Annotated in this window: 19 protein-coding genes and 1 tRNA gene; 7 read left to right on the forward strand and 13 right to left on the reverse strand. The window is 63.7% G+C overall.

What is annotated here, in order from left to right:
• Positions 1 to 7: 7 nt before the first annotated feature.
• Entirely contained in the window at positions 8 to 676 is a 669-nt protein-coding gene (locus QA642_RS45210; protein WP_283082594.1) for a TetR/AcrR family transcriptional regulator, read from the reverse strand.
• 75 nt (positions 677 to 751) lie between these two features.
• Between QA642_RS45210 and QA642_RS45215 the strand changes: the two genes are divergently transcribed.
• Both QA642_RS45215 and QA642_RS45220 read left to right on the forward strand, forming a co-directional pair.
• Positions 752 to 1696 (forward strand): SDR family NAD(P)-dependent oxidoreductase, encoded by a 945-nt coding sequence (locus QA642_RS45215; RefSeq protein ID WP_283082595.1) that lies wholly within the window; start codon positions 752 to 754, stop codon positions 1694 to 1696.
• A gap of 129 nt (positions 1697 to 1825) precedes the next feature.
• Entirely contained in the window at positions 1826 to 2971 is a 1146-nt protein-coding gene (locus tag QA642_RS45220; protein ID WP_283082596.1) for an acyl-CoA dehydrogenase family protein, read from the forward strand.
• Positions 2972 to 3257: 286 nt separating this feature from the next.
• Here the strand turns inward: QA642_RS45220 and QA642_RS45225 are convergent, their stop codons facing one another.
• Complete coding sequence (locus QA642_RS45225; protein ID WP_283082597.1) at positions 3258 to 3503, reverse strand: hypothetical protein; 246 nt, start codon at positions 3501 to 3503, stop codon at positions 3258 to 3260.
• Positions 3504 to 3638: 135 nt separating this feature from the next.
• Here QA642_RS45225 and QA642_RS45230 point away from each other — a divergent pair, with 135 nt between their 5' ends.
• Positions 3639 to 4340 (forward strand): hypothetical protein, encoded by a 702-nt coding sequence (locus tag QA642_RS45230; RefSeq protein WP_283082598.1) that lies wholly within the window; start codon positions 3639 to 3641, stop codon positions 4338 to 4340.
• Between the two features lie 35 nt (positions 4341 to 4375).
• Here QA642_RS45230 and QA642_RS45235 read toward each other — a convergent pair whose 3' ends face one another.
• The 3 genes from QA642_RS45235 to QA642_RS45245 all read right to left on the reverse strand — a co-directional run bounded on the left by QA642_RS45235 (position 4376) and on the right by QA642_RS45245 (position 6553).
• Positions 4376 to 5515: an amidohydrolase/deacetylase family metallohydrolase gene (locus tag QA642_RS45235; RefSeq protein ID WP_283087112.1), complete on the reverse strand. Its 1140-nt coding sequence runs from the start codon at positions 5513 to 5515 to the stop codon at positions 4376 to 4378.
• Between the two features lie 331 nt (positions 5516 to 5846).
• Positions 5847 to 5923, reverse strand: a tRNA-Arg gene (locus QA642_RS45240).
• A gap of 231 nt (positions 5924 to 6154) precedes the next feature.
• Positions 6155 to 6553 (reverse strand): hypothetical protein, encoded by a 399-nt coding sequence (locus QA642_RS45245; RefSeq protein ID WP_283082599.1) that lies wholly within the window; start codon positions 6551 to 6553, stop codon positions 6155 to 6157.
• Between the two features lie 458 nt (positions 6554 to 7011).
• On the opposite strand from QA642_RS45245, the gene QA642_RS45250 reads away from it, so the two are divergent.
• Together QA642_RS45250 and QA642_RS45255 are read left to right on the forward strand one after the other, a co-directional pair.
• The gene (locus tag QA642_RS45250) at positions 7012 to 8532 is read left to right on the forward strand and encodes a peroxidase family protein (protein ID WP_283082600.1); all 1521 of its coding nucleotides are present in this window, start codon (positions 7012 to 7014) and stop codon (positions 8530 to 8532) included.
• A 29-nt stretch (positions 8533 to 8561) separates the two neighbouring features.
• A complete protein-coding gene (locus QA642_RS45255) occupies positions 8562 to 9062 on the forward strand; it encodes a hypothetical protein (RefSeq protein WP_283082601.1) in 501 nt (166 codons plus the stop codon).
• Positions 9063 to 9071: 9 nt separating this feature from the next.
• Here QA642_RS45255 and QA642_RS45260 read toward each other — a convergent pair whose 3' ends face one another.
• On the reverse strand, positions 9072 to 11111 hold the full coding sequence (locus tag QA642_RS45260; protein ID WP_283082602.1) for a BTAD domain-containing putative transcriptional regulator: 2040 nt from the start codon (positions 11109 to 11111) through the stop codon (positions 9072 to 9074).
• Between the two features lie 94 nt (positions 11112 to 11205).
• Complete coding sequence (locus tag QA642_RS45265) at positions 11206 to 12441, reverse strand: YcaO-like family protein (protein WP_283082603.1); 1236 nt, start codon at positions 12439 to 12441, stop codon at positions 11206 to 11208.
• Between the two features lie 269 nt (positions 12442 to 12710).
• On the opposite strand from QA642_RS45265, the gene QA642_RS45270 reads away from it, so the two are divergent.
• The gene (locus QA642_RS45270) at positions 12711 to 13466 is read left to right on the forward strand and encodes an adenylate/guanylate cyclase domain-containing protein (RefSeq protein ID WP_283082604.1); all 756 of its coding nucleotides are present in this window, start codon (positions 12711 to 12713) and stop codon (positions 13464 to 13466) included.
• 38 nt (positions 13467 to 13504) lie between these two features.
• Here the strand turns inward: QA642_RS45270 and QA642_RS45275 are convergent, their stop codons facing one another.
• The 4 genes from QA642_RS45275 to QA642_RS45290 are packed head-to-tail and all read right to left on the reverse strand — an operon-like array spanning position 13505 to position 17091.
• Positions 13505 to 14461: a tripartite tricarboxylate transporter substrate-binding protein gene (locus tag QA642_RS45275; protein WP_283082605.1), complete on the reverse strand. Its 957-nt coding sequence runs from the start codon at positions 14459 to 14461 to the stop codon at positions 13505 to 13507.
• Positions 14462 to 14510: 49 nt separating this feature from the next.
• The gene (locus QA642_RS45280) at positions 14511 to 14882 is read right to left on the reverse strand and encodes a cupin domain-containing protein (RefSeq protein WP_283082606.1); all 372 of its coding nucleotides are present in this window, start codon (positions 14880 to 14882) and stop codon (positions 14511 to 14513) included.
• Between the two features lie 26 nt (positions 14883 to 14908).
• Positions 14909 to 15547, reverse strand: coding sequence for an RraA family protein (locus QA642_RS45285; RefSeq protein ID WP_283082607.1), 639 nt, complete (start codon positions 15545 to 15547; stop codon positions 14909 to 14911).
• 26 nt (positions 15548 to 15573) lie between these two features.
• On the reverse strand, positions 15574 to 17091 hold the full coding sequence (locus tag QA642_RS45290; protein ID WP_283082608.1) for an AMP-binding protein: 1518 nt from the start codon (positions 17089 to 17091) through the stop codon (positions 15574 to 15576).
• A 243-nt stretch (positions 17092 to 17334) separates the two neighbouring features.
• Between QA642_RS45290 and QA642_RS45295 the strand changes: the two genes are divergently transcribed.
• A complete protein-coding gene (locus tag QA642_RS45295; protein WP_283082609.1) occupies positions 17335 to 17955 on the forward strand; it encodes a hypothetical protein in 621 nt (206 codons plus the stop codon).
• A 115-nt stretch (positions 17956 to 18070) separates the two neighbouring features.
• Here QA642_RS45295 and QA642_RS45300 read toward each other — a convergent pair whose 3' ends face one another.
• On the reverse strand, positions 18071 to 18277 hold the full coding sequence (locus tag QA642_RS45300) for a hypothetical protein (RefSeq protein WP_283082610.1): 207 nt from the start codon (positions 18275 to 18277) through the stop codon (positions 18071 to 18073).
• 17 nt (positions 18278 to 18294) lie between these two features.
• Entirely contained in the window at positions 18295 to 19302 is a 1008-nt protein-coding gene (locus tag QA642_RS45305) for a 2-dehydropantoate 2-reductase (protein ID WP_283082611.1), read from the reverse strand.
• Positions 19303 to 19364: the final 62 nt, after the last annotated feature.

Below are 19364 nucleotides of genomic sequence, written 5' to 3' on the forward strand. Positions count from 1 at the left end.
GACGCGTTCACCCCTCGATCTTCCGGGCCGCGCCGCCCGGTGGCCAGAGATAGTTCAGGACGTGATTGAGCGTCGTCATGATCTCGCGGTATCCGGCGTCGCTCTTCACTGGACCGAATTTATCTTCGAGGGCAAGCTTGGCAAAGCCGTGAACGGTCGACCAGGCGGCTGCGGCCGCGGTCTTCGCCTGCCTGGGTGTCCCACCAACGAGCTCGGCGATGATGATCTCGAACTCGCGGCCGGCCGCCCGGCTCGCCTGCCTGAGACGCGGATCGTCGGCGACGAGGCGCTTGTTGGCAAACATCATCTGGAAGCGGCCGGGATGTTTTAGCGCGAATTCGACATAGGCGAGGCCCTGGGCGTGGAGCTTTCCGCGCGCATCCTGCTTGCGAGACGCAGCATCCCGCAGCGCGCCGGCAAGCGCGTCATAACCGCGGATCGCCACCTCGGTCAAAAGACCCTGCGCATTGCCGAAATGATGCGACGGCGCGGCCGGGGACACGCCGGCGCGGCGGGCGGCCTCGCGCAGGGTGAACCCTTCGGCACCGTGCTCGGCGAGAATGGCTTCGCTGGCGGCGATCAGGGCTTCCTGCAGCTCACCATGATGGTAGCCGGCTTCCGGCTTCGGAACCTTGCTATTCGGCTTGGCGCGCGCGGGCGCGATCGGTTTCGTCATGCGAGAACTTGACACTGTTCAGATTGAGAGCTATGCATCTTAGCACTGTTTAGATTGACTTGCCCGGAGTTCGAAATGACCGAAATGCAGCCTGGCACCGCGACCTCGCCGGTGAAACGGCGCCATCTGGTCGGCGGCGCCGTTCTCGGCATGCTCGCAAGCGCCGTCGGCGGCCTTGCCGGCGGCATCGCGCTCGGCCAAGGCGCGGCGCTGCCGCAGCAGAAGCCGAGCGGCCGCCAGCGTTTCACCGACAAGGTCGTCCTCGTCACCGGCGGCACCTCCGGCATCGGCCGCGCCGCCGCGCTGATGTTCGCCGCCGAAGGCGGCAAGGTCGTGTTCTGCGGGCGCAATGTCGAGCGCGGGGCAAAGGTGGAGGACGCGATCAAGGCCGCCGGCGGCGAGGCGGCGTTCGTCCGGGCCGACGTCCGCAACGAGGCCGAGGTCAAGGCATTGGTCGACAAGACGATCGATCTCCATGGGCGGCTCGACGTTGCCTTCAACAATGCCGGCATCTCCATCGAGAAGCCGCTGCATCAGTACAGCGCGGCCGAATTCGACGATGTGATCAATACCGACCTGCGCGGCGTGTTCCTGTCGATGAAGTACCAGATTCCACACCTGCTGCAGAAGGGCGGATCGATCGTCGTCACCTCGTCATCCAACGCCATCGCCACGACGGCAAAGCGCTCGGCCTATTCCGCGGCCAAGCGCGGGCTCGTCGGGATGGTCCAGGCCGCGGCGCTCGAATATGCCCAGTACGGCATCCGCATCAATACGCTGATCCCCGGCACCACGGACACGCCGTTCATCCGCAGGCTCGCCGGCATGGAAAATCTGCCTGATGCGGCCTGGCACGTCGCCATCGCGCAATGGGCCAAGAGCCATGTGCCGGGAATGCAGCGCGTGGCAACCGCGGAGGAGATCGCAGCCTTCGCGCTCGTGCTCGCCTCGGACGATCATCCCTACACGACGGGCGGCCAGTTCGTCGTCGACGGCGGCAAAACCGCACAGGCGGGATAGGGCATCGGCCGACGCAGCCTCAAGACACAATCATTGGCGGCTTCGGCAGGCGTAGCAAGGCGGGCTTGCGCCCGCGCCTGGCCTTATGGCACGGCTGAGCGCTCATCGCAGTCAACGACCGAGGCCGCCATGTCCTACCGCTCCTCCTGGATGACCGAAGAGCTTGACGTCTTCCGCGACCAGTTCCGGAAATATCTCGCCAAGGACCTGGCGCCGCATGCCGAGAAATGGCGCGAGCAGAAGATGGTCGACCGCTTCGCCTGGCGCGGGCTCGGCGAGATGGGCGCGCTGCTGGCAAGTGTGCCGGAGGAATATGGCGGCCTGGGCGCAACCTTCGCCTATGACGCCGCCGTGCTGGACGATCTCGAGAGCACGGTGCCGGAGCTGACCACCGGCGTCTCCGTGCACAGCGCCATCGTCGCGCACTACATCCTCAATTACGGCTCGGAGGAGCAGAAGAAGCGCTGGCTGCCGAAGATGGCCTCGGGCGAGATGGTCGGCGCCATCGCCATGACCGAGCCCGGCACCGGCTCGGACCTGCAAAGCGTCAAGACCACGGCGAAGAAGCAGGGCAATTCCTACGTCATCAACGGCCAGAAGACCTTCATCACCAACGGCCAGGCCGCCGATCTCGTCATCGTGGTCGCGCGCACCGGCGAAGCCGGCGCGAAAGGCATCTCGCTGATCGTGGTCGAGACCGCGGGCGCGGACGGCTACAAGCGCGGGCGCAACCTCGACAAGATCGGCCTGCACGCCTCCGACACCTCGGAGCTGTTCTTCGACAATGTGACGGTGCCGCCGGAAAACCTGCTCGGCAAGGAGGAAGGCCAGGGCTTTGTCCAGCTGATGCAGCAATTGCCGCAGGAGCGCCTTGCGCTGGCGGTCGGCGCCGTCGCCTCGATGGAGCGGGCAGTCAAGCTCACCACCGAATACAGCAAGGAGCGGAAGGCGTTCGGCAAGCCGTTGATGGATTTCCAGAACACCGCCTTCACGCTCGCCGAGCGCAAGACCGAGGCGATGATCGCCCGCGTCTTCGTCGACTGGTGCATCGAGCGCCTGGTCGCCGGGGATCTCGACACCGTGACGGCCTCGATGGCGAAATACTGGTGCACGGACAAGCAGGTGCAGACCGCCGACGAATGCCTTCAGCTGTTCGGCGGCTACGGCTACATGCAGGAATACCCGATCTCGCGCATCTTCATCGATTCCCGCATCCAGACGATCTATGGCGGCACCAACGAGATCATGAAGCTGCTGATCGCGAGGTCGTTGTAGCCTGCAACGACCTCATTCTATGGTTGTTGACGTGAAACGGGAGTGATAATCTTCGCCGAGAGCTGGCGAGGCCCGGAGTGTCCGTGTCATGCGAAAGCGACCCGCGTCAGGAAAGCGCCCCCGGGGCAAGTCATCTCCTGACACCGCGTCGCGTTCAGGCAAAAAGCCGCCCTCGGATCACAAGGCGTCTTCAGACAAGAGCTCTTCAGGCGGCAGTTTGGAAACCGTCTACGTCTTCAATGCAGGCCGCGTTTGCCCCGGCGACATCCTACTGACCAGAGTCCCACTAAAGCTCCTCGATCACTCGACATTCCAGAGCAATGCGATTCAGGCTGGGACCCGGGCGCCCTTCAGCCACGCCGCTCTTTGCATCGAGCCCGGCTTGATGATCGAAGCCGTCGGCGCCGGCATCTGCCGATTCGCCCTCGGCGCGACCGGCGTGCGATCGAGAGCCAATGTGAAGCTCCTCAGGCTCAACCTCGACGTGGTCAACGGGCCACAGCATGCTCAATTGGCCGCGCATTTCGGCCACCAATATCTCTCGCGCGGCTATTCGCTGCCCGGAGCGCTCGGCACGCGGATCGCTCCTCTCCGCAAGGCAACGCGCGGTGATCTGTTTTGCTCGGAGCTGGTCGCGCGAGCCTATGACGAGGCGCGCTGCCCGCTCTTGCCCGGCAAGAAGCCAAACAGAATCGCGCCCGGCGATCTCCTGAAGTCGGACGTCCTGCGCGACGTCACCAGGCTCGCGCTCGAGCCCATCACGATAGACACGCCGTTGATGTATTATCTGGACGACGGCTCTCATTTCGAACGGGTGGCGCACTGGGAGGTGCGCACGAAGATCAAGATCGTGCGGAGCCCGCCGGTCCAGCGTGAGCTGGCAGCACTCGGCGCCAGCGTGCCGAGCTTCTTCGAGCTCGAGAAGGTGTTGAGGAAAGTCTCATCGCCTGGGCTCGACAACGCCGTCCATGACGAGCTGGTTCGGCACGATTTCAGCGCCGAATACACGCGCAGGACGCTTACCTCGGTCGGTCTCAAGGAGCCCAGCGAAATCCTGAGTGCGGAATTCGCCGCGCGTTTCGAGCCGCCCGAGGACCAGCTCAAGAACCTGAACGAGGCCACCCTGGAGTTCCTGCTGGAGGAGCGAAAATCAGCAATCGTCTCGTTCCAGAATGACATCGCTTCGCGGAAGACGGATATCGAGACATGGAATCGTCATCGAAGCAGCTGGAATTCACGAACTTTCGACTATCTCACGACCATGCAGCGTCCATTGCTGGCCGTCAGCGAGCAACTGCTCAAGCTATTCCGAAAGGAGCTTGACGCCCTGACGGCGGAGCAGCGCAGAAGAGCCACCGCGGCACAATAGCGGAAGGGCTCCCTTCGCGAGCAAGCCTGATCCGTTCAGTTCGGATGCCACCAGCGGCCGCCGATGACGACGCCTTCGGACACGATCTTGCGGTCACCGATCAGGTGCTCGCCGACGACGTCCTCATAGTCGAACTGGCCCTGCTTCACCGAGATCAGCGTGGCATCGCCGACGCTGCCCGGCTTGAGGCTGCCAAGCTCGGGCCGCCGCAACGCCATCGCCGCGTTCACCGTCGAGGCCGCGACCACATCCGACAGCTCCATGCCCATGCACAAGAACTTCGACATGGTCGTGACCTGGTCGAAGGCCGGGCCGTCGATGCAGAGCTGGTGGATGTCGGAGGAGATGGTGTCCGGATAGAAGCCGTTGGCGAGCATGGCACGCGCGGTCTTGAACGCGAACGAGCCCTTGCCGTGGCCGATGTCGAACAGCACGCCGCGCTCGCGCGCGTCCAACACCGCCTTCTTCACCGTGCCCTGCGCCGTCGCCGGCGTGTTGGGGAACGGGCGGAACGCATGGGTGAGCACGTCGCCGGGACGCAGGCGCGCCAGCACCTCCTCATAGCTCGGCGGCGGATGATCGATATGCGCCATCAGCGGCATTCCGACCTCGTTGGCGACCTCGAGCGCGATGTCGAGCGGCACCGCCCCTGATGTGCCTGAGGAATGCAGGCCGACGCGGACCTTGATGCCGACGATGAGATCGCGGTTGGCATCGGCCACCTTGGCCGCCTCGATCGGATTCATCAGCCGCAGCTCCTCGCTCTCGCCGACCATGATCCGGTGCGAGAAGCCGAAGATGCCGGCATGCGAGACGTGCAGATAAGCGAGGATGCGGACCTGGCTCGGCTCGATCACATGCTTGCGAAAGCCCGCGAAATTGCCCGGCCCGGCGCTGCCGGTGTCGACCGCCGTGGTGACGCCGGAGAGGCGGCAAAATTCCTCGGCATCGATGCCGAGCGAGGTGCCGCCCCAATAGACATGGGTGTGGAGATCGATCAGTCCCGGCGTGACGATGTACCGCGAGACGTCGCGCACATCGGTGCCCGGATCCGCCTTGAGCCCGCTGCCGATCGCCGCGACCTTGCCGCCTGAAAATGCGACATCCGTCACGGCATCGAGCTTTTGGGACGGGTCGATCACCCGCCCACCGCGCAGGATCAGGTCAAAAGGCATCATGGTCTCCGGATGTGGCAGTGAGGCGGCTGACCATCCGTCAGCCGAAAGAGGGGAAGGCTGCCACTTCTAGCAATTTTTACGCCGGAGTCCTTGGCAAACAGGGACGATGTCCCGTGCCAAAATGGCGATCCGAGAGATTGGCCTGGAAACGCCATCTCCCGCCGCCTCTGCAAACCTGGGTCCCGGACACCTTGCGCCGCGCATTCGGGCGCCATGTCGGCGTGACACCCGCCGAATACCGCAAGCGCTTTGCGCGGATCGTGGCTTGACGTGAAAACAGCCCGATCGCGGCTGCCGACAGACAAGTGCGCTGGCGATCAAACGAGAATGGCGATCCCGGGATGACTCGAACATCCGACCTACGGTTTAGGAAACCGCCGCTCTATCCGGCTGAGCTACGGGACCGCGTTGAAGTTGTTGGCGAATTCTGCGAGCGTCAGATCTTGCTCCGAATTCGCCGCTTCACATGCCAATCTCTAATGAAAGAGCAGCCGCACATCAAGCGAACGCTTGCGGCAGCGAGGCCGGGAACCACGCCGGACGCCGGCTGTCCGGGGCATCTCGCCTGAAGCTGCCGCTTCCAGGCGACCGATCAGCGCACCCGCCCCGGTTGCCGGCCGGACTCGCCCCATGCGGTCAATTTGAGCTTGACGCATCCTCGATTGCGTCAAAAATCCAACCGTGACATTGGCCGCTGTTGTTGTCCGTGCCAATCGCACGCAGCCGGCGCTGCTGTCCTGGAGGCGGCTCCAATATCGCGACGGTGCCGAGCGCTGGAAAAAAAGCGCCGTCCCGAACGTGGGACGGCAGTTCAGGGAGGATCATGAAGAGGGACGTCTCCGGCAGATCGATCGTGCGCTGCGCATAGACGCGACTTCCGGGACTGCCATCCGCGCCAAGTGCGGTGATCATCAGAAGGTCGCCGCGCAGCTCGACAAGAATGATCTCCTCGTGAGTTTTGCTTGTCGGAACGTGCGGAGCGTCGCAGGTTGAGAAACGAAGTTTGTTCTTCATTCGGATTGAGAAGTCGACCATTCCGTTGCCCCGGCTGATTGGCTGGAATTGAGAGAGGTTGCAGGGGCTGGCGGGTAAACTGTCCGGGCGATGTCCCGGTGCCGAAATATCTAGCTCTAGGTAGCCCACCGTTGCCTCTTGGTGCTGTTGCATCGTGCTGGCCGGAATAGGGCTTGCGTGTGAGAGGATCGTGAAGGGCCTCATCGCGATAACGAAAGATCATTTCACGGTGAAATAACGGGACATATCCTTAAGATCGGCGAGGTAGATGCGAGGACGCCATGGCATCACATGGGACCATTTCTTCTACGCAATTTCGCAGGACCGCTCATTTTCAGCCACTCTCGGGGGAGTCCGGACAAGACCCCGGCGGCTTCTGCCACTTCATCTCGACGCCTGCGGAGGAAGAGCGCTTCACGCTTGGCGGCGACCGATTTGACCCATCGAACCCCGTTCATTGGGCGCGGGCCGAGAGCCTGATGAAAAGGCTCGCGCATCTGATCCGGTTCAATCCGGACGAGAACAAAGCGAAGCCAAATCCCAACCTGCCGAGCGGCTACACCTATTTCCTGCAGCTGGTCGCGCATGACCTCGTGCACAGCGCGATTTCGACCTCGCTCGGCGACGGGCAGACGGCCGGGCTCAGCAACGTACGGAACGCCCCGTTACGCCTCGAGACCGTTTACGGCGGAGGACCAACCGAATGCCCGCACGCCTATGAGGCCGCCCCGGTCGCATTCCGCAGCAAGCTCCGGCTGGGCAATTCGCGGATCGATCAAAACGATCAGGATCATCGCGGCCCAATAAAGGACATCGCGCGCGGCACGACGAGCACTGCCGCCGAGCTGGCCCGAAAGGCGAGCTATCCCGAAGCCTTGATCGCCGATCCCCGCAACGATTCCCATGCGATCATCTCGCAGATCCTGGTTCTCTTCCATGAACTGCACAATTGCATCGTGGATGAACTGGGGAATCTGCCCCGGATGGACAATCCATTTGCCGACGCGCAACGACTGTTCACGACCGCACGGACTGCCTGCGTTCTGATCTACCGTGATCTGATCCGGCAGGACCTGCTTCCGCGCATCCTGCATGAGGACGTCTGGCGGGCTTACAACACCGATCAGAAACCGTTCCCCTGGCGCGTCGGGGGCGAATGGCGGGCGCCTCTCGAATTCACCAACGGGTTCTTCCGCTTCGGCCATTCCATGATCCGGCCGATCTATCGCTTCAACAGCGGCCCGGGCAATGCCTTCACCATCGAGCAGATCCTGGCGCGCACCTCCGACAAGTCACCCGCGGACGTTCCTCTGGAAACCGCATGGCTGGTGAATTGGGATCTGTTTTTCAGCAGCGACCCCCATGCCGGAAACGTCAGCATCCGGATCGGCCCGTGGTCTCAGGTCGGTATCGGGGAGGAGGTCCCGGGCGAAGGCGATCTGATCGCGCGCGACCTCTTGAGCTCCATTGCGATCCAGCCCTGGTCGATCGGCCCTCTCGTCGACCGCCTCAGGACCACGCACGGAGCACTGCTCGACAAGTCTGAATTACTGGCAGGACAGATCGGTTCGCGGCCATGGGCTGTGCGCATCTCCGAATGGCTGACAAAGCGATCGGACGCGACCTTCGGCTCCTTCAACAAGCTTTCGCCGAGGGAAATCGAGACCCTCGCGAAGGATCCGCCGATCCCGCTGTTCGTTCGCTTCGAGGCAGGCCTCGACTCCGGCAACCAGGGCGAACGTCTGGGCATCCTGGGTTCGATCGTCGTGGCCGACGTGATCTGCGGTGTCTTGCAGTCCGATCGGCTGCTGCCAGACAATCCCGCAGGCGGGTTGCAGAGCGAGCTCGCGTCCTTGTCGGCGGCAACGCTCGGCAACACCGGGAGCGGCCAAGCCAACATCTTCGCATTCCTGGCGGACATCGAAGGCCCGGAGCGAAAGATCAGCCTGATGACCGTTCGGCGGTTTCTCAACGACAGACAGCGCGTCACCCAAGCATGACAACCCTGTAGCGTGAAAGGAGAGAAGCGATGGCCTACCCGAGAATCAATGTCAGAAACATTCCAGGCAATCACGAGAATTGGGGCAAGCTGGTCAAGACCTGGTCCACCGGCAAGAACTACGTCCGGCATGTGATCACCGACAAGGATCCGTTTCCCACTGACGTCGACCCCAAGGACGAGTTTCCCAAGCCGAAGACCTTCAGCGAGTTCGTCGCGCAGGCCCAGGCTGCCGGCGTTCAGCTGTTCTTCGACGACGGCGAAAAAAATGCAGACGTCACCGGCGACGAAAAACTGGACCTCGTGATGATCGACGTTCCGCTAACTACGCACTACGTGAAGCTCCCGCACCGCGAGAGGATCTTGGAGTCCGAAGCTCGGCAGTTGGCCGGCCCGCCCTATCCGTTGCCGCTCTTCTACGAGCGCATCCACGGCACAAAGCCGCTGCCCGGAGAAACGAGCAGTCCGAGCCAGAAGGCGAGGCTCCACGCCGAGCGGGTCGGCGAATACACGATCAACACTTGCGGCTGAGGGCCGTGCTCACCACGGTCCGAACTCAATACCCTCGACAGGGGCGCCGGCCGCAGCAAGACCGGCGGCCAGGCGCTCCCAATCCGCACGGATTGCGATCGGAAAGACGTGCAGCAGCCAGCGCGTGATGTTCTCGCGCGTTGGTTTCTGCTGGCCGTGCCAATCTGCAGCAACCCGCTCCATCGCCTTCGCCAGATCCGCCCTGGCCTCGTCGAGGCGACCGAGATGCGCCTTGGCCGCGCATTCCCATATGATGAAGGCCGGCGACATCCCGAGATCCTCGCGGGAGGCATCGCAACATCCGGCATAGTCGGAGCATAGAAACTTGATTGCACCGGAATAAGCGATCTGCGGCGCCGTGGGGACCGGCGTGATCCGGAGCGACGCGGCCGAGAGCTTCGCTGCACGCTCGTATTCGCCGCAATACGCACAGATCTGGCCCGACGCCATCAAGGTCCAGGGATCGTTTTCGTTCAAATCGACCGCAAGCGCCGCGTGCAACGTCGATTCGTCCATGCGGCCGAGCAGCTGATAGGTCCATGCGAGCGCCAGCTGCGCACGCGAATCGAGCGGGTCGAGCTGGATCGCACGCTGCGCTATACGCAGCGTCTCGGGATGCTTGGCCCGATCGCGAAATTGTCCTGGAAGCGCGATATGCGCGATGTTGCGATACTGAACGAGGCCGCTCAAGGCGGGAGAGAAATCCGGCGCATCGGCGAGCAGGCTCTCGATCAAGGCGGCGGCCGCCGGCCAGTCCTTCGAGGCCATTTGCAGCAGCAGGGCCTGGCCGCGCAACCATCGATCGTGGATCTCCAGCGTGATCTCGCCTCCGGCTGCAAGACGACGCAGCCGCTCGGCCGAGACATGGATGTTCAGTGCCATCGCGATCTGGCGGACGATCCGCTCCTGCGTTTCGAACCACTCGGTCAGCGTGATCGAATGGCGCTCGCTCCAGATGCAGACGGAATTGGCGGCATCGCGCAGGGTGATGACGAGCCGAACCGTGCCGTTCAACTCATAGGTACTGCCCTCGACGATGTATTCCGGCGGGGACGACCAGGTTCTCGGCTCCGATTCCCAGACTGGCGGCAATGTCCGCACCGACCATTCGCGAAAACGCGCGAGGCAGGCAACGAACTCGTGACGAAATCCGTCGACAAGGTGGCGCATGCCCTCAGGCACGCCGCTCGCCTGGAACGCGCAGACGGATATAAGCAGCCGCTTCGGGGCGGGGGCCAGCATTTGCGACACTCCGTGCAGGCTCTGGGCAATCGCCGGGGCCTGCTGTTGCTCGCCTGGACCCGGCATCTGCTTGATGCGAACGATCAGCTCTTGAGTCTCCTTGGATGGCTCGATGTCGTAGTCGGCCTCCAGAAGGTCCCAGAGAGATTTATAGATCTTCAAGGCTCCGCCGACGTCGCCCCGCGCCGCGCGCGTCCGAATGAGGTGCTGGCAGGCGATTTCGTGCGTTGGATCGAGGTTGAGCAGAGCCAAAGCCGCGTCGGTTGCTTCACGAGAGTCTCCCTCGCGGGGCAACAAGCGCTCGAGCGCGAGCGTCAATCTGTCATGGAACAGCTGGCGCTTGGTCAGCAGCCAGACCTGGAAGGCCGGATCGAGATTGTCGAGACCGGACAGCAGGGTCTCGGTGATACGCGGAGTATCGAGCAGGCGCGGATGCACCGTGCCCTGCGCAGCAGCCGCAAGCACCTCGTCGACGTCGCAGCGGCGGCGGGTGCGGGAGAGCGCCAGGTTTTGCTTGTCGGCCCGGAATCCCTCAAAGCCGGCATTGTCGAAGGCAAGCCTGAGGTCATGGACGACCTGCCGCAGCGAAGCCCGCGCATGTTCTTCGTCGCTCTCACTCCATAAGAGCCCGACCAGGCGTTCGCGCGTATCCTGCGTGTTGTCTGAAAGAGCAAGATAGGCTGTCAGCGCCTTGGCCTTGCGCGTCGCGAGTGAGATCTCTCGCTCGTCGACCTTGGCGGCGAAATCGCCAAGAAGGCGCAGGGCCAATTGACCGCTCGCCAGCGCTTCCTGAATCCCCGCTGCCACCTCTGACGCTCCACCAATAGCCGGAGTCATGGTCAACCACGCTTACCCAATCTTACGAAACGCAACCAACAGGCGTCCAGCGATATCTTGGCTTCTAAAATAATGGGATCTCCTGCCCGGCAAGAGCCGAGCTCCCGCGCACTCGGGAGAATCGCTTCGTCGAAACTGCTTCCGAAAAAGGTTGCAAATCAGGCGAAACGGCCCTTGCGACGGCAACGCCGAGGTCGTGCCGGGTATGATCGACAAGAAAGAGCCGGATACCTCGGTCCCGCAGGTGGCTCACCAGCCCCTTTAGTCCGTCAGCCGCCGTCGGCAGGCTTGCAACATCCGGCGACATCGCCTGCGGTTGAAGCAATGCGCAATCCTCTGCCGCGAACGCTGCGCGACGCAGATGGCGACGATCCGCTTCATTCAATGCGGCATCGCCCGCCTCGTCCCGCTTGGTTGCTGCGACCGGTGCAGCCAGCTCCATCTGACACATCTCGAGCACCGCAGCCCTTGCCGCGTCGTTCGCGGCGAGCCTTGACGATAGTCCACATGCCAATTCCCGGCCGTCGCGCGCCAGAGATACGGCCGCAACCACCGGAATGCCGATATCGGTCGTGATGTCGAGTAGCATGGTCCGCCGCGTCGACTCGCCCTTGCGCAATCGCCCGATCAATTCAGCCCCGGCTTTGGTAACGGGATGCTCCAACGCAAAGCCCTTCGGGCGAAGGCCGCCCAGCCACCACATCGCGGCCGCGTCACGCTCGCAGAGCTCCAGGACTGCGCGCAGCGCGGCGGCTTCGAAGCTCGGTCCCGCGGCTGCACCTGACGACAATGCGACGACCGGGTCGATCGCCCTTCGCTCCTGCGGGCGCCTCAAGCAGAGATCAGCCGGCAAGAGTCCGGCTTCTCCGGTTGCAGCGTCAACCGCGTTGACGCAGTCGATGGTTCGGTTCGCGCCTGACACGGCCTGGCCAATCCAGCCGTCGGAGACAAAGCGCGTCCGATCGCTCGCGGCGACCGTGGCCGCAATGTCGCCCGGCCGTTCGAACTGGGAGAGATACTCGGCTGCCTCTCCCAGACATGACACCAGCGCTGTCGCTTGCGTCTCGCCGTTTCCTGTGACGCTTAGTCGCGCCCCCGCGCCAGCCGTCGCGCTCGGATCGGGGGCGATGACGATCTCGCCGCCGATGCAGTGAAAGCCCGGGGCAAAGGGCGATGCAATCGAGAACACGCGGCTCAGACGCGCCGTAAGCGCGACGAGCTCGGCCGATGCGAGACCAGCAATGCTGTCCAGCAGCTTGGCGTCAGATTGGGAACGCAAATCCAGGGCGGCGAGATTCATGGATCGATCCCGGCCAGGTTTTCGGTCATTCGCACCACCATACTAGCTTAAGACGCACGCAAGCCAAACAACCCGCCCAAGTGCGCGTGTCCTCATCGCATCCCACAACCTCAATCTGACCGCTGAAAACAAGCGAGTTCGTCAAACGAGCGTGAAAAATCGTGCTGAATGGCAATTCTGACTGCATCCCGGGATCACCCCGTCTCTCGTGGCAGGTCACGCTGCAATGACGCCTGCCTGCTTAAGGTGCCTGCATCCGACGCAGACGATTGGCCGCAACACCAATCAGGAGGCGCACCATGAAGTTGAGAACGTTGACAGAATCGCGCATTGCGATGACGGAGACACCAGGTCGACGGGATGTGCCGGCACTCGAACGCAGGTGGGGCGCGGTCCTCGCGGTCGACATCGTCGGCTATTCGCGGCTGACGATCCTGGACGCGGAATTGGCCTATTTTCTGTACAAATCTCATCGACGTGAGCTGCTCGACCGGAAGCTCGAGGAGTACGGCGCTCGATTCTTCAAATCGACCGGCGACGGAATCCTGGCCGAATTCGAGACCGCAATTGATGCGACCTGCTGTGCCGTCGACATCCAGAAGGGGATGATCGAGCGCGGCCGAGGTGCCGCCAAGGACAACCAGATCATCTTTCGAATGGGCTTGAGTTGCGGACCAATCCTGGCCGACGCCGAGGATATCTATGGCCACGACGTCAATGTGGCCGCGCGTCTGCAATCCATCGCACCGGCAGGCGGGATCGCGATGACCGACGAAATCGCAACCCGCGTCGAGAGTGTCCTCACCATGCAACTCGATGACGTCGGGGAGCAATATTTTCACAACATGGAACGCCCCGTGCGCGTCTTTCAATGCAGCTTCGAGGATGATGCCGTCGAGCCTCGAACGAAGACGAAGCAGTTGAAAGGATCTCAGCCGCTTCGGCGTTCGGTCCAGCGCGTCATGCGCTCCGCCGCCTCCGACAGGGGGAGCAACAGGATCGTGCGCGACATGCGAATGTCATAAAGACCAGCTGCGCGCACCCATTTGGACCATGCGCGCCCTCACGCCCTGATATTGTTGTCCTTCACCACCTTGCCCCAATAGGCGACCTGCTTGTCGAAGAAGGTCTTGAAGGCAGGACCGTCCTGGAGCAGCAGCGTCATCTGCTGGGTCTCCTTGAGCTGGGCGGCGGTCGCGGGCTCGCTGAGGATCTCCTTGGACGCGGTCGCAAACGCGGAGACAATGTCAGGCGGCGTGCCGGTCGGCGCGAAGATGCCCCACCAGGCCAGCGTCTCGAAATCGGGAAAGCCGGCCTCGATCGCGGTCGGCGTGTCCGGCAGCGCCGGCAGCCGCTCGCGGCCGAGCTGGAGGATCGGACGCAGCATATTGGTACCGAGCTGGGCCGCGACCAACGCCACCGATCCCGCGATCAGGTCGACATGGCCGCCGAGCACGTCGTTCATCGCAGGGCCGCCGCCGCGATAGGGCACGTGCATGATCTCGACACCAGCCTTGTTGCCGAGCACGGTCATGGCGAGATGGCCGAGCGTGCCGATGCCGACGGAAGCGTATTTCACCGCGCCGGGCGTCGCCTTGCAGGCGGCGACCACGTCGGCAAAGCTCTTGTAGGGACGGCCGGCGCCGGCCGCGATCACATAAGGCGCGGTGCCGACCAACAGCACCGGCATCAGCTCGCGCTCGACATCGACCGGCGGCTTGTCGAGGATGGACGGGATCACCGCATGCGAGTCGAACGTGACCAGAAACGTCGAGCCGTCGGCTGGGCTCTTGGCGACCTGCGCCGCGCCGAGCGCACCGGCGGCACCCGACTTGTTCTCGACGACGACGATGCGGCCCAGCTTTGTCTGCAGATTGCTCTGGAGCAGCCGCGCCATGGCATCGGTCGAGCCGCCCGGTGGGAACGGCACCACCAGCGTGATTTTCGAGGCCTGTGCGCTTGCCGGTGCCATCGCAAGAATGGCGGGCGCGGCCAGCAGCGCCCGTCGTGTGATCGTCATGGTCCCCTCCCTTTTGTTTCTTGCGCTTTGCTTTTTTGCTTTTGAGCGCTCAGGTCGTGCCGAAGCCGGATCCTGGTTTTCTGTATTCTGGCCGAGGCGGACTAAAAATGTCCAGCACGCGGGCGCCATCGGGGCCGGCCCGCATGGTGTGCGGCACGTTGCCGGGCGTGCGCCAGAAGTCGCCCTTCTTCACCGGAATTTCCTCATCGCCCTGGACGCGGATCGCGGACCCGTCGAGCAGCACGCCCCATTGCTCCTCGGGATGATGATGCAGCGAACCTTGCGCATGCGGGGCCAGCGTCACCACCGACAGCATCGCCTGCTCGCCGGAGAAGATGCGCGTGGTCACGCCGGCGGCGAGCTCGCGGAACAGGCCATCCTCGGGATTATCGATGTTGTGGAATTCGTCCTTCTGGCTCACGTCATTTTCCCTTTGTTCTTCTCTGATCAGGTTTTGCCATAGGAGCCCTGGTAGCGGCCCTCGCGGATCGCCTTCATGGTCTCTTCCTCGCGCGCGACCTGGGCGCGCACGGCATCAAGCAGCGCAGCCGCGCCGGCGGCAGGGAACGACACCACGCCGTCCTCGTCGCCGACCACGATGTCGCCGGGCGAGATCACGCTGCCGCCGATCGTCACGGGCACGTTGATCTCGCCGGGACCGTTCTTGTAGGGGCCGCGATGGATCACCGCGCGGGCGTAGCAGGGGAAATCGTCGGCCGCGAAAGCCGCGACATCGCGGATCGCGCCGTCGATGACGTAGCCTTCGGCTTTGCGCCACTGCGCGATGTTCTTCATGATCTCGCCGACCAGCGCCCGCGTCTCGTCGCCGCCGCCGTCGACCACGATGACGTCGCCGGGACCGACCAGCTCCAGCGCACGGTGGATGGCGAGATTGTCGCCGGGCCGGGTGCGCACCGTGAAGGCCGTGCCCACCAGCTTGCCGCCGCGATGATAAGGCTTCAGCCCCACCGCGCCCGGCAGCCGGGCTAGATTGTCCGAGATGACCGAGGTCGGCGCACCGCGAAAGCCCTCGATGATCTCGGCCGGCGGCTTCGGCACGCTGTTCGCTGCGATGGTGATCGTCATGTCAAAGAGTCCTTTCGTGAATTTTCTTATTCGGCTTGCACCCGCGCCTTTGCCGGCATGATCCGGAAGGCGCGTCCCTCCTTCATCCACGCCGCGCGCTCGTCGCGCAACAACGTTCTGCGAACCTTGCCTGAATCATCGCGCGGCGGGGCGCTGACGATCTCGAAGCTTTCAGGGTGCTTGTAGCGGCTGAGCCGGTCCTTCAGGAAATCCGCCATGCCGTCCGCGATGGCCTGTCCATCGGCATCGGGCTCCGGCTCGATGATGGCGTGCACGCGCTGGCCCAATTCCGGATCGGGCAATCCCACCACCACGCAGGAGCGCACGCCCGGACACTCGGAGACCGCGGCCTCCACCTCCGCCGGATAGATGTTGGCACCGCCACGCAGCACCATGTCGGCGAGACGGTCGCCGAGATAGAGATAGCCTTCCGCATCCAGCCGGCCGATGTCGCCGAGCGACTCCCAGCCATCGCTGCGTCGCTTCGGCTCGGCACCGAGATAATGATAGGTCGCGTCCTTGCCGTCATTGTTGAGGAAGTAGATCTCGCCGGTCTCCCCGGGCGCGACGTCGTTGCCGTCCTCGCCGATGATGCGCAGCTTCGCCATCTCGCCGATCTTGCCGACCGAGCCCTTGTGCGTCAGCCATTCCGTGCCTGAGATGATGCAGGACCCTTGCCGCTCGGTGCCGCCATAGAGCTCCCAGATCCGCTCGGGCCCGAGCCAGGCGATCCAGTTCTCTTTCAGCCAGGGCGGCATGGGTGCTGCCATGTGAAACACGGTCTGCAGGCTCGACACGTCGTAGGCATTGCGCACATGCTCCGGCAGCGCCCAAACCCGGTGCATCATGGTCGGCACGAAATTGACCCACTGCACGCGCTCGCGCGCGATCTGGCGCAGCGTCTCCTCGGCGTCGAACTTGGTCAGGCCAGTGAGCTTGCCGCCGACGAATAGCGCGTAATGCGACACGATGAACGGCGCGTTGTGATAGAGCGGACCGGGGTTGAGCAGCGAGACCCCAAAGGGAATGTTGAGCGGCGGCGTTGCGACGGTGTCGGTGACGGCCGGTTGATGATCGAGGATCACCTTGGGACGGCCGGTCGAGCCGCCGGAGGTCATGGCCTTCCAGTGGCGCGCCACCGGCGCGCTAAGTGGCTCGTCCGAAAATCCCTCGGGCATGAAGTCCGCAGGCAGGCGGTTCGGGGCATTCCAGTCGGCCTCGCCGCCGACCACCAGCGCCGGTTTCAAGATGTCGAGCACCGCGGCCGCCTCGCCGCGCGGCAGCCGCCACGACAGCGAGGTCGGCGTCGCCCCGCACTTCCATACCGCGAAGGACGTCTCGAAGAACGCGTTGCCGTTCGGCAAGCCGATGGCGACGAAATCGCCGGGCTTGACACCCTTGGCTGCGAACGCCCGCGCGCGCCGGTTGGCGCCGCGCTCGAGCTCGTCCCATGTCAGCCTATCTTGTCCATGCTGGACGGCGATCGTGCCTTGCGGTTTGCGTTCAGCGTACCAGCGCGGCACGTCGGACAGGGGCAGCAGCATCGGGCGTTTCCACTTCTTCTTGGCGTCTTGTTCTTGGCGTCGCCCCATGACGAGGCGCCTCGCGGCATGAACTGTAACAGCAAGCCGATACGGCGCTGTAACTTCGAGGCCACGTCAAGCAAAAAATGTCAGCATTACAGCCATGAAATTCCCGAGTTCCATGGGTGACAAGCCGGCGATAAAGGGGCAAAAATCCGGCTCGACTCGGTTCGGGTTGAGTCGTGTAAGGAATGCTCTCGTAGAATGTCAGTTGTAGTTGCATCGCGTCGGGTGGCGCCGCTTCTCGTTGCCGCAGCAGGATTTTCTCTGCTGACCCCGTCGCATGTCCAAGCGCAATGGTGGAAGCGCGCACCGGTCGATTTCGAGGAATGCGCCGACGCCGCCGAGAGGGCTGCAACCAAGACCGAGAAGACGGCCCAGCTCGCCGACTGCAACGCCAAATTCGCCGGTCGCCGCAAGCCGGGCGGCGGTTATTCCTACTACGACTTCCTTCAGGACCGCACCTTCGACATCGCCGGCCCCAATCCAACGCCGGAAGAGCAGAAGAAGATCGACGAATCCTACACCGCCTATCTCGCCAACCAGCGCCGCAGCAACGAGGCCGCGCAAGCCACGGCGCGTCAGCAGCGCGAGCAGCAGGAGCAACAGGTACAACAGCTCCAGCGGGTCGCGCTGCGCACCGAGGTCGAGCGCGTGCCTGTCCCGGTCGAGCGGCCGAAGGTTCAGCAGGCCGTCGGCCAGCGAAAGGGCGCACCCTGCACCAAGGGCTCGTTCTCCTGCGAATGGCCACGCCTGTCGGAAAGCTTGAACGAACTGAAGAAGCTGTTCAATCCGGCCCCGAGCAAGCCGGCGAAGAAGGGGTGAGCTTGCACTGACTCGTAGGGTGGGCAAAGGCGCGCTTTGCGCGCCGTGCCCACCACGTTCTGACGAGATAGAAGGTGGGCACGCTTCGCTTTGCGCACCCTACGGGAGCGTCACCTCAGCTCGGACGCTTCTTCTTGGTACGCTTCGGTACGACGACCGGCGTAGTCGCGGGCGGTGTTGGACTGCCCAATTGCGACCTGCTCTCCTGCAACCGCCGGTCATAGCCGGGCGAGTTCACGACTGTCGGCGGCCTGGCATGAGCGAGCGTCGATGCGCCGCAGAGTGCGGCGAGCGCAAGCCCGATCATCAAGCAACGCTTCATCGCACACCTCCTCGCGCTCAGGCCGTCCCGCGGATCTGCTGCGGCGTCAGCCTCGGCGGACCGCTACCTGCGGCTTCCGCATCTCTGATCAGCGCAACAATGCGGCGCATCAGCGGCACCTCGACATGGTTTTGCTCGGCGAGCGCGATGACCGCGCCCTGGAGATAGTCGATCTCGGTCTTGCGGCCCTGCTTCAGATCCTGCCACATCGAGGAGCGCGCCTCGGGATCTATCTTCATCGTGCGTCCGAGGATTGCGTTGAAGATCAGGTCGGGCAGTCGCAGCAAGGCCGGCGTCCAGCTCATCGGGATCGGCGTAGACGACACCGGCGTGATGCCGGCGCCCTTCAGCGCCGCCAAGCCTTCGGCCATCTGGTCGGCGAACAGCCTCCGCCAGTCACGGTTCGCCAGCTGTGCGGCGAGCGGCATATCGGACAATGCGCTGAGCGCGTTGTTCAGGTTGATGATCAGCTTGCCCCATTGCACGCCGGTGATGTCACCGCTGGCGCGCATCGCAAGACCGGGCACCGAGAGCGCCGCGGCGGTGTTCGCCTCATCCTCTCCGATATGGATGTCGCCGGAGGTCGAACGGTGAAAACGCCCATCGCCCATCGCGATCACATTGAACGGCACCATGCCGGCGAGCACGCGCCGGCCACCGAGGCGCTCGCGCAGCACAGCGACATTGCCGATCCCGTTCTGAAGCGAGACGATCACCGCGTCCTGCGGCGCATGCCGGGCGATCTGGTCGGCCACATCGGCGCTGTCGGCGCTCTTCACCGTCACCAGCACGATGCCGGCGCTGTGCAAGATGGCGGGGTCTTCCGACAGCGCGAGCTGGCCGGCACCGAGCCTTTTCTCGGAGCCGTCGAAATCGGTCGGCCGCAGGCCGAATCGCTCGATCTCGGTCTTCACCCGCGGCCGCACCAGCAGCGCGACGCGGCGGCTTGACGCGGCCAGCATGCCGCCGACGAAACAGCCGATGGCGCCTGCGCCGGCCACCACGATCGGTCGATCCGTAACCACCAGATCTTGCTCCCCTTAACGACCCGCCCTCGATAGCAGAGGCAACGGCGCCTGCCCATTGG

Origin of the sequence: Bradyrhizobium sp. CB2312 (assembly GCF_029714425.1) — a bacterium.
Lineage (GTDB): Bacteria > Pseudomonadota > Alphaproteobacteria > Rhizobiales > Xanthobacteraceae > Bradyrhizobium.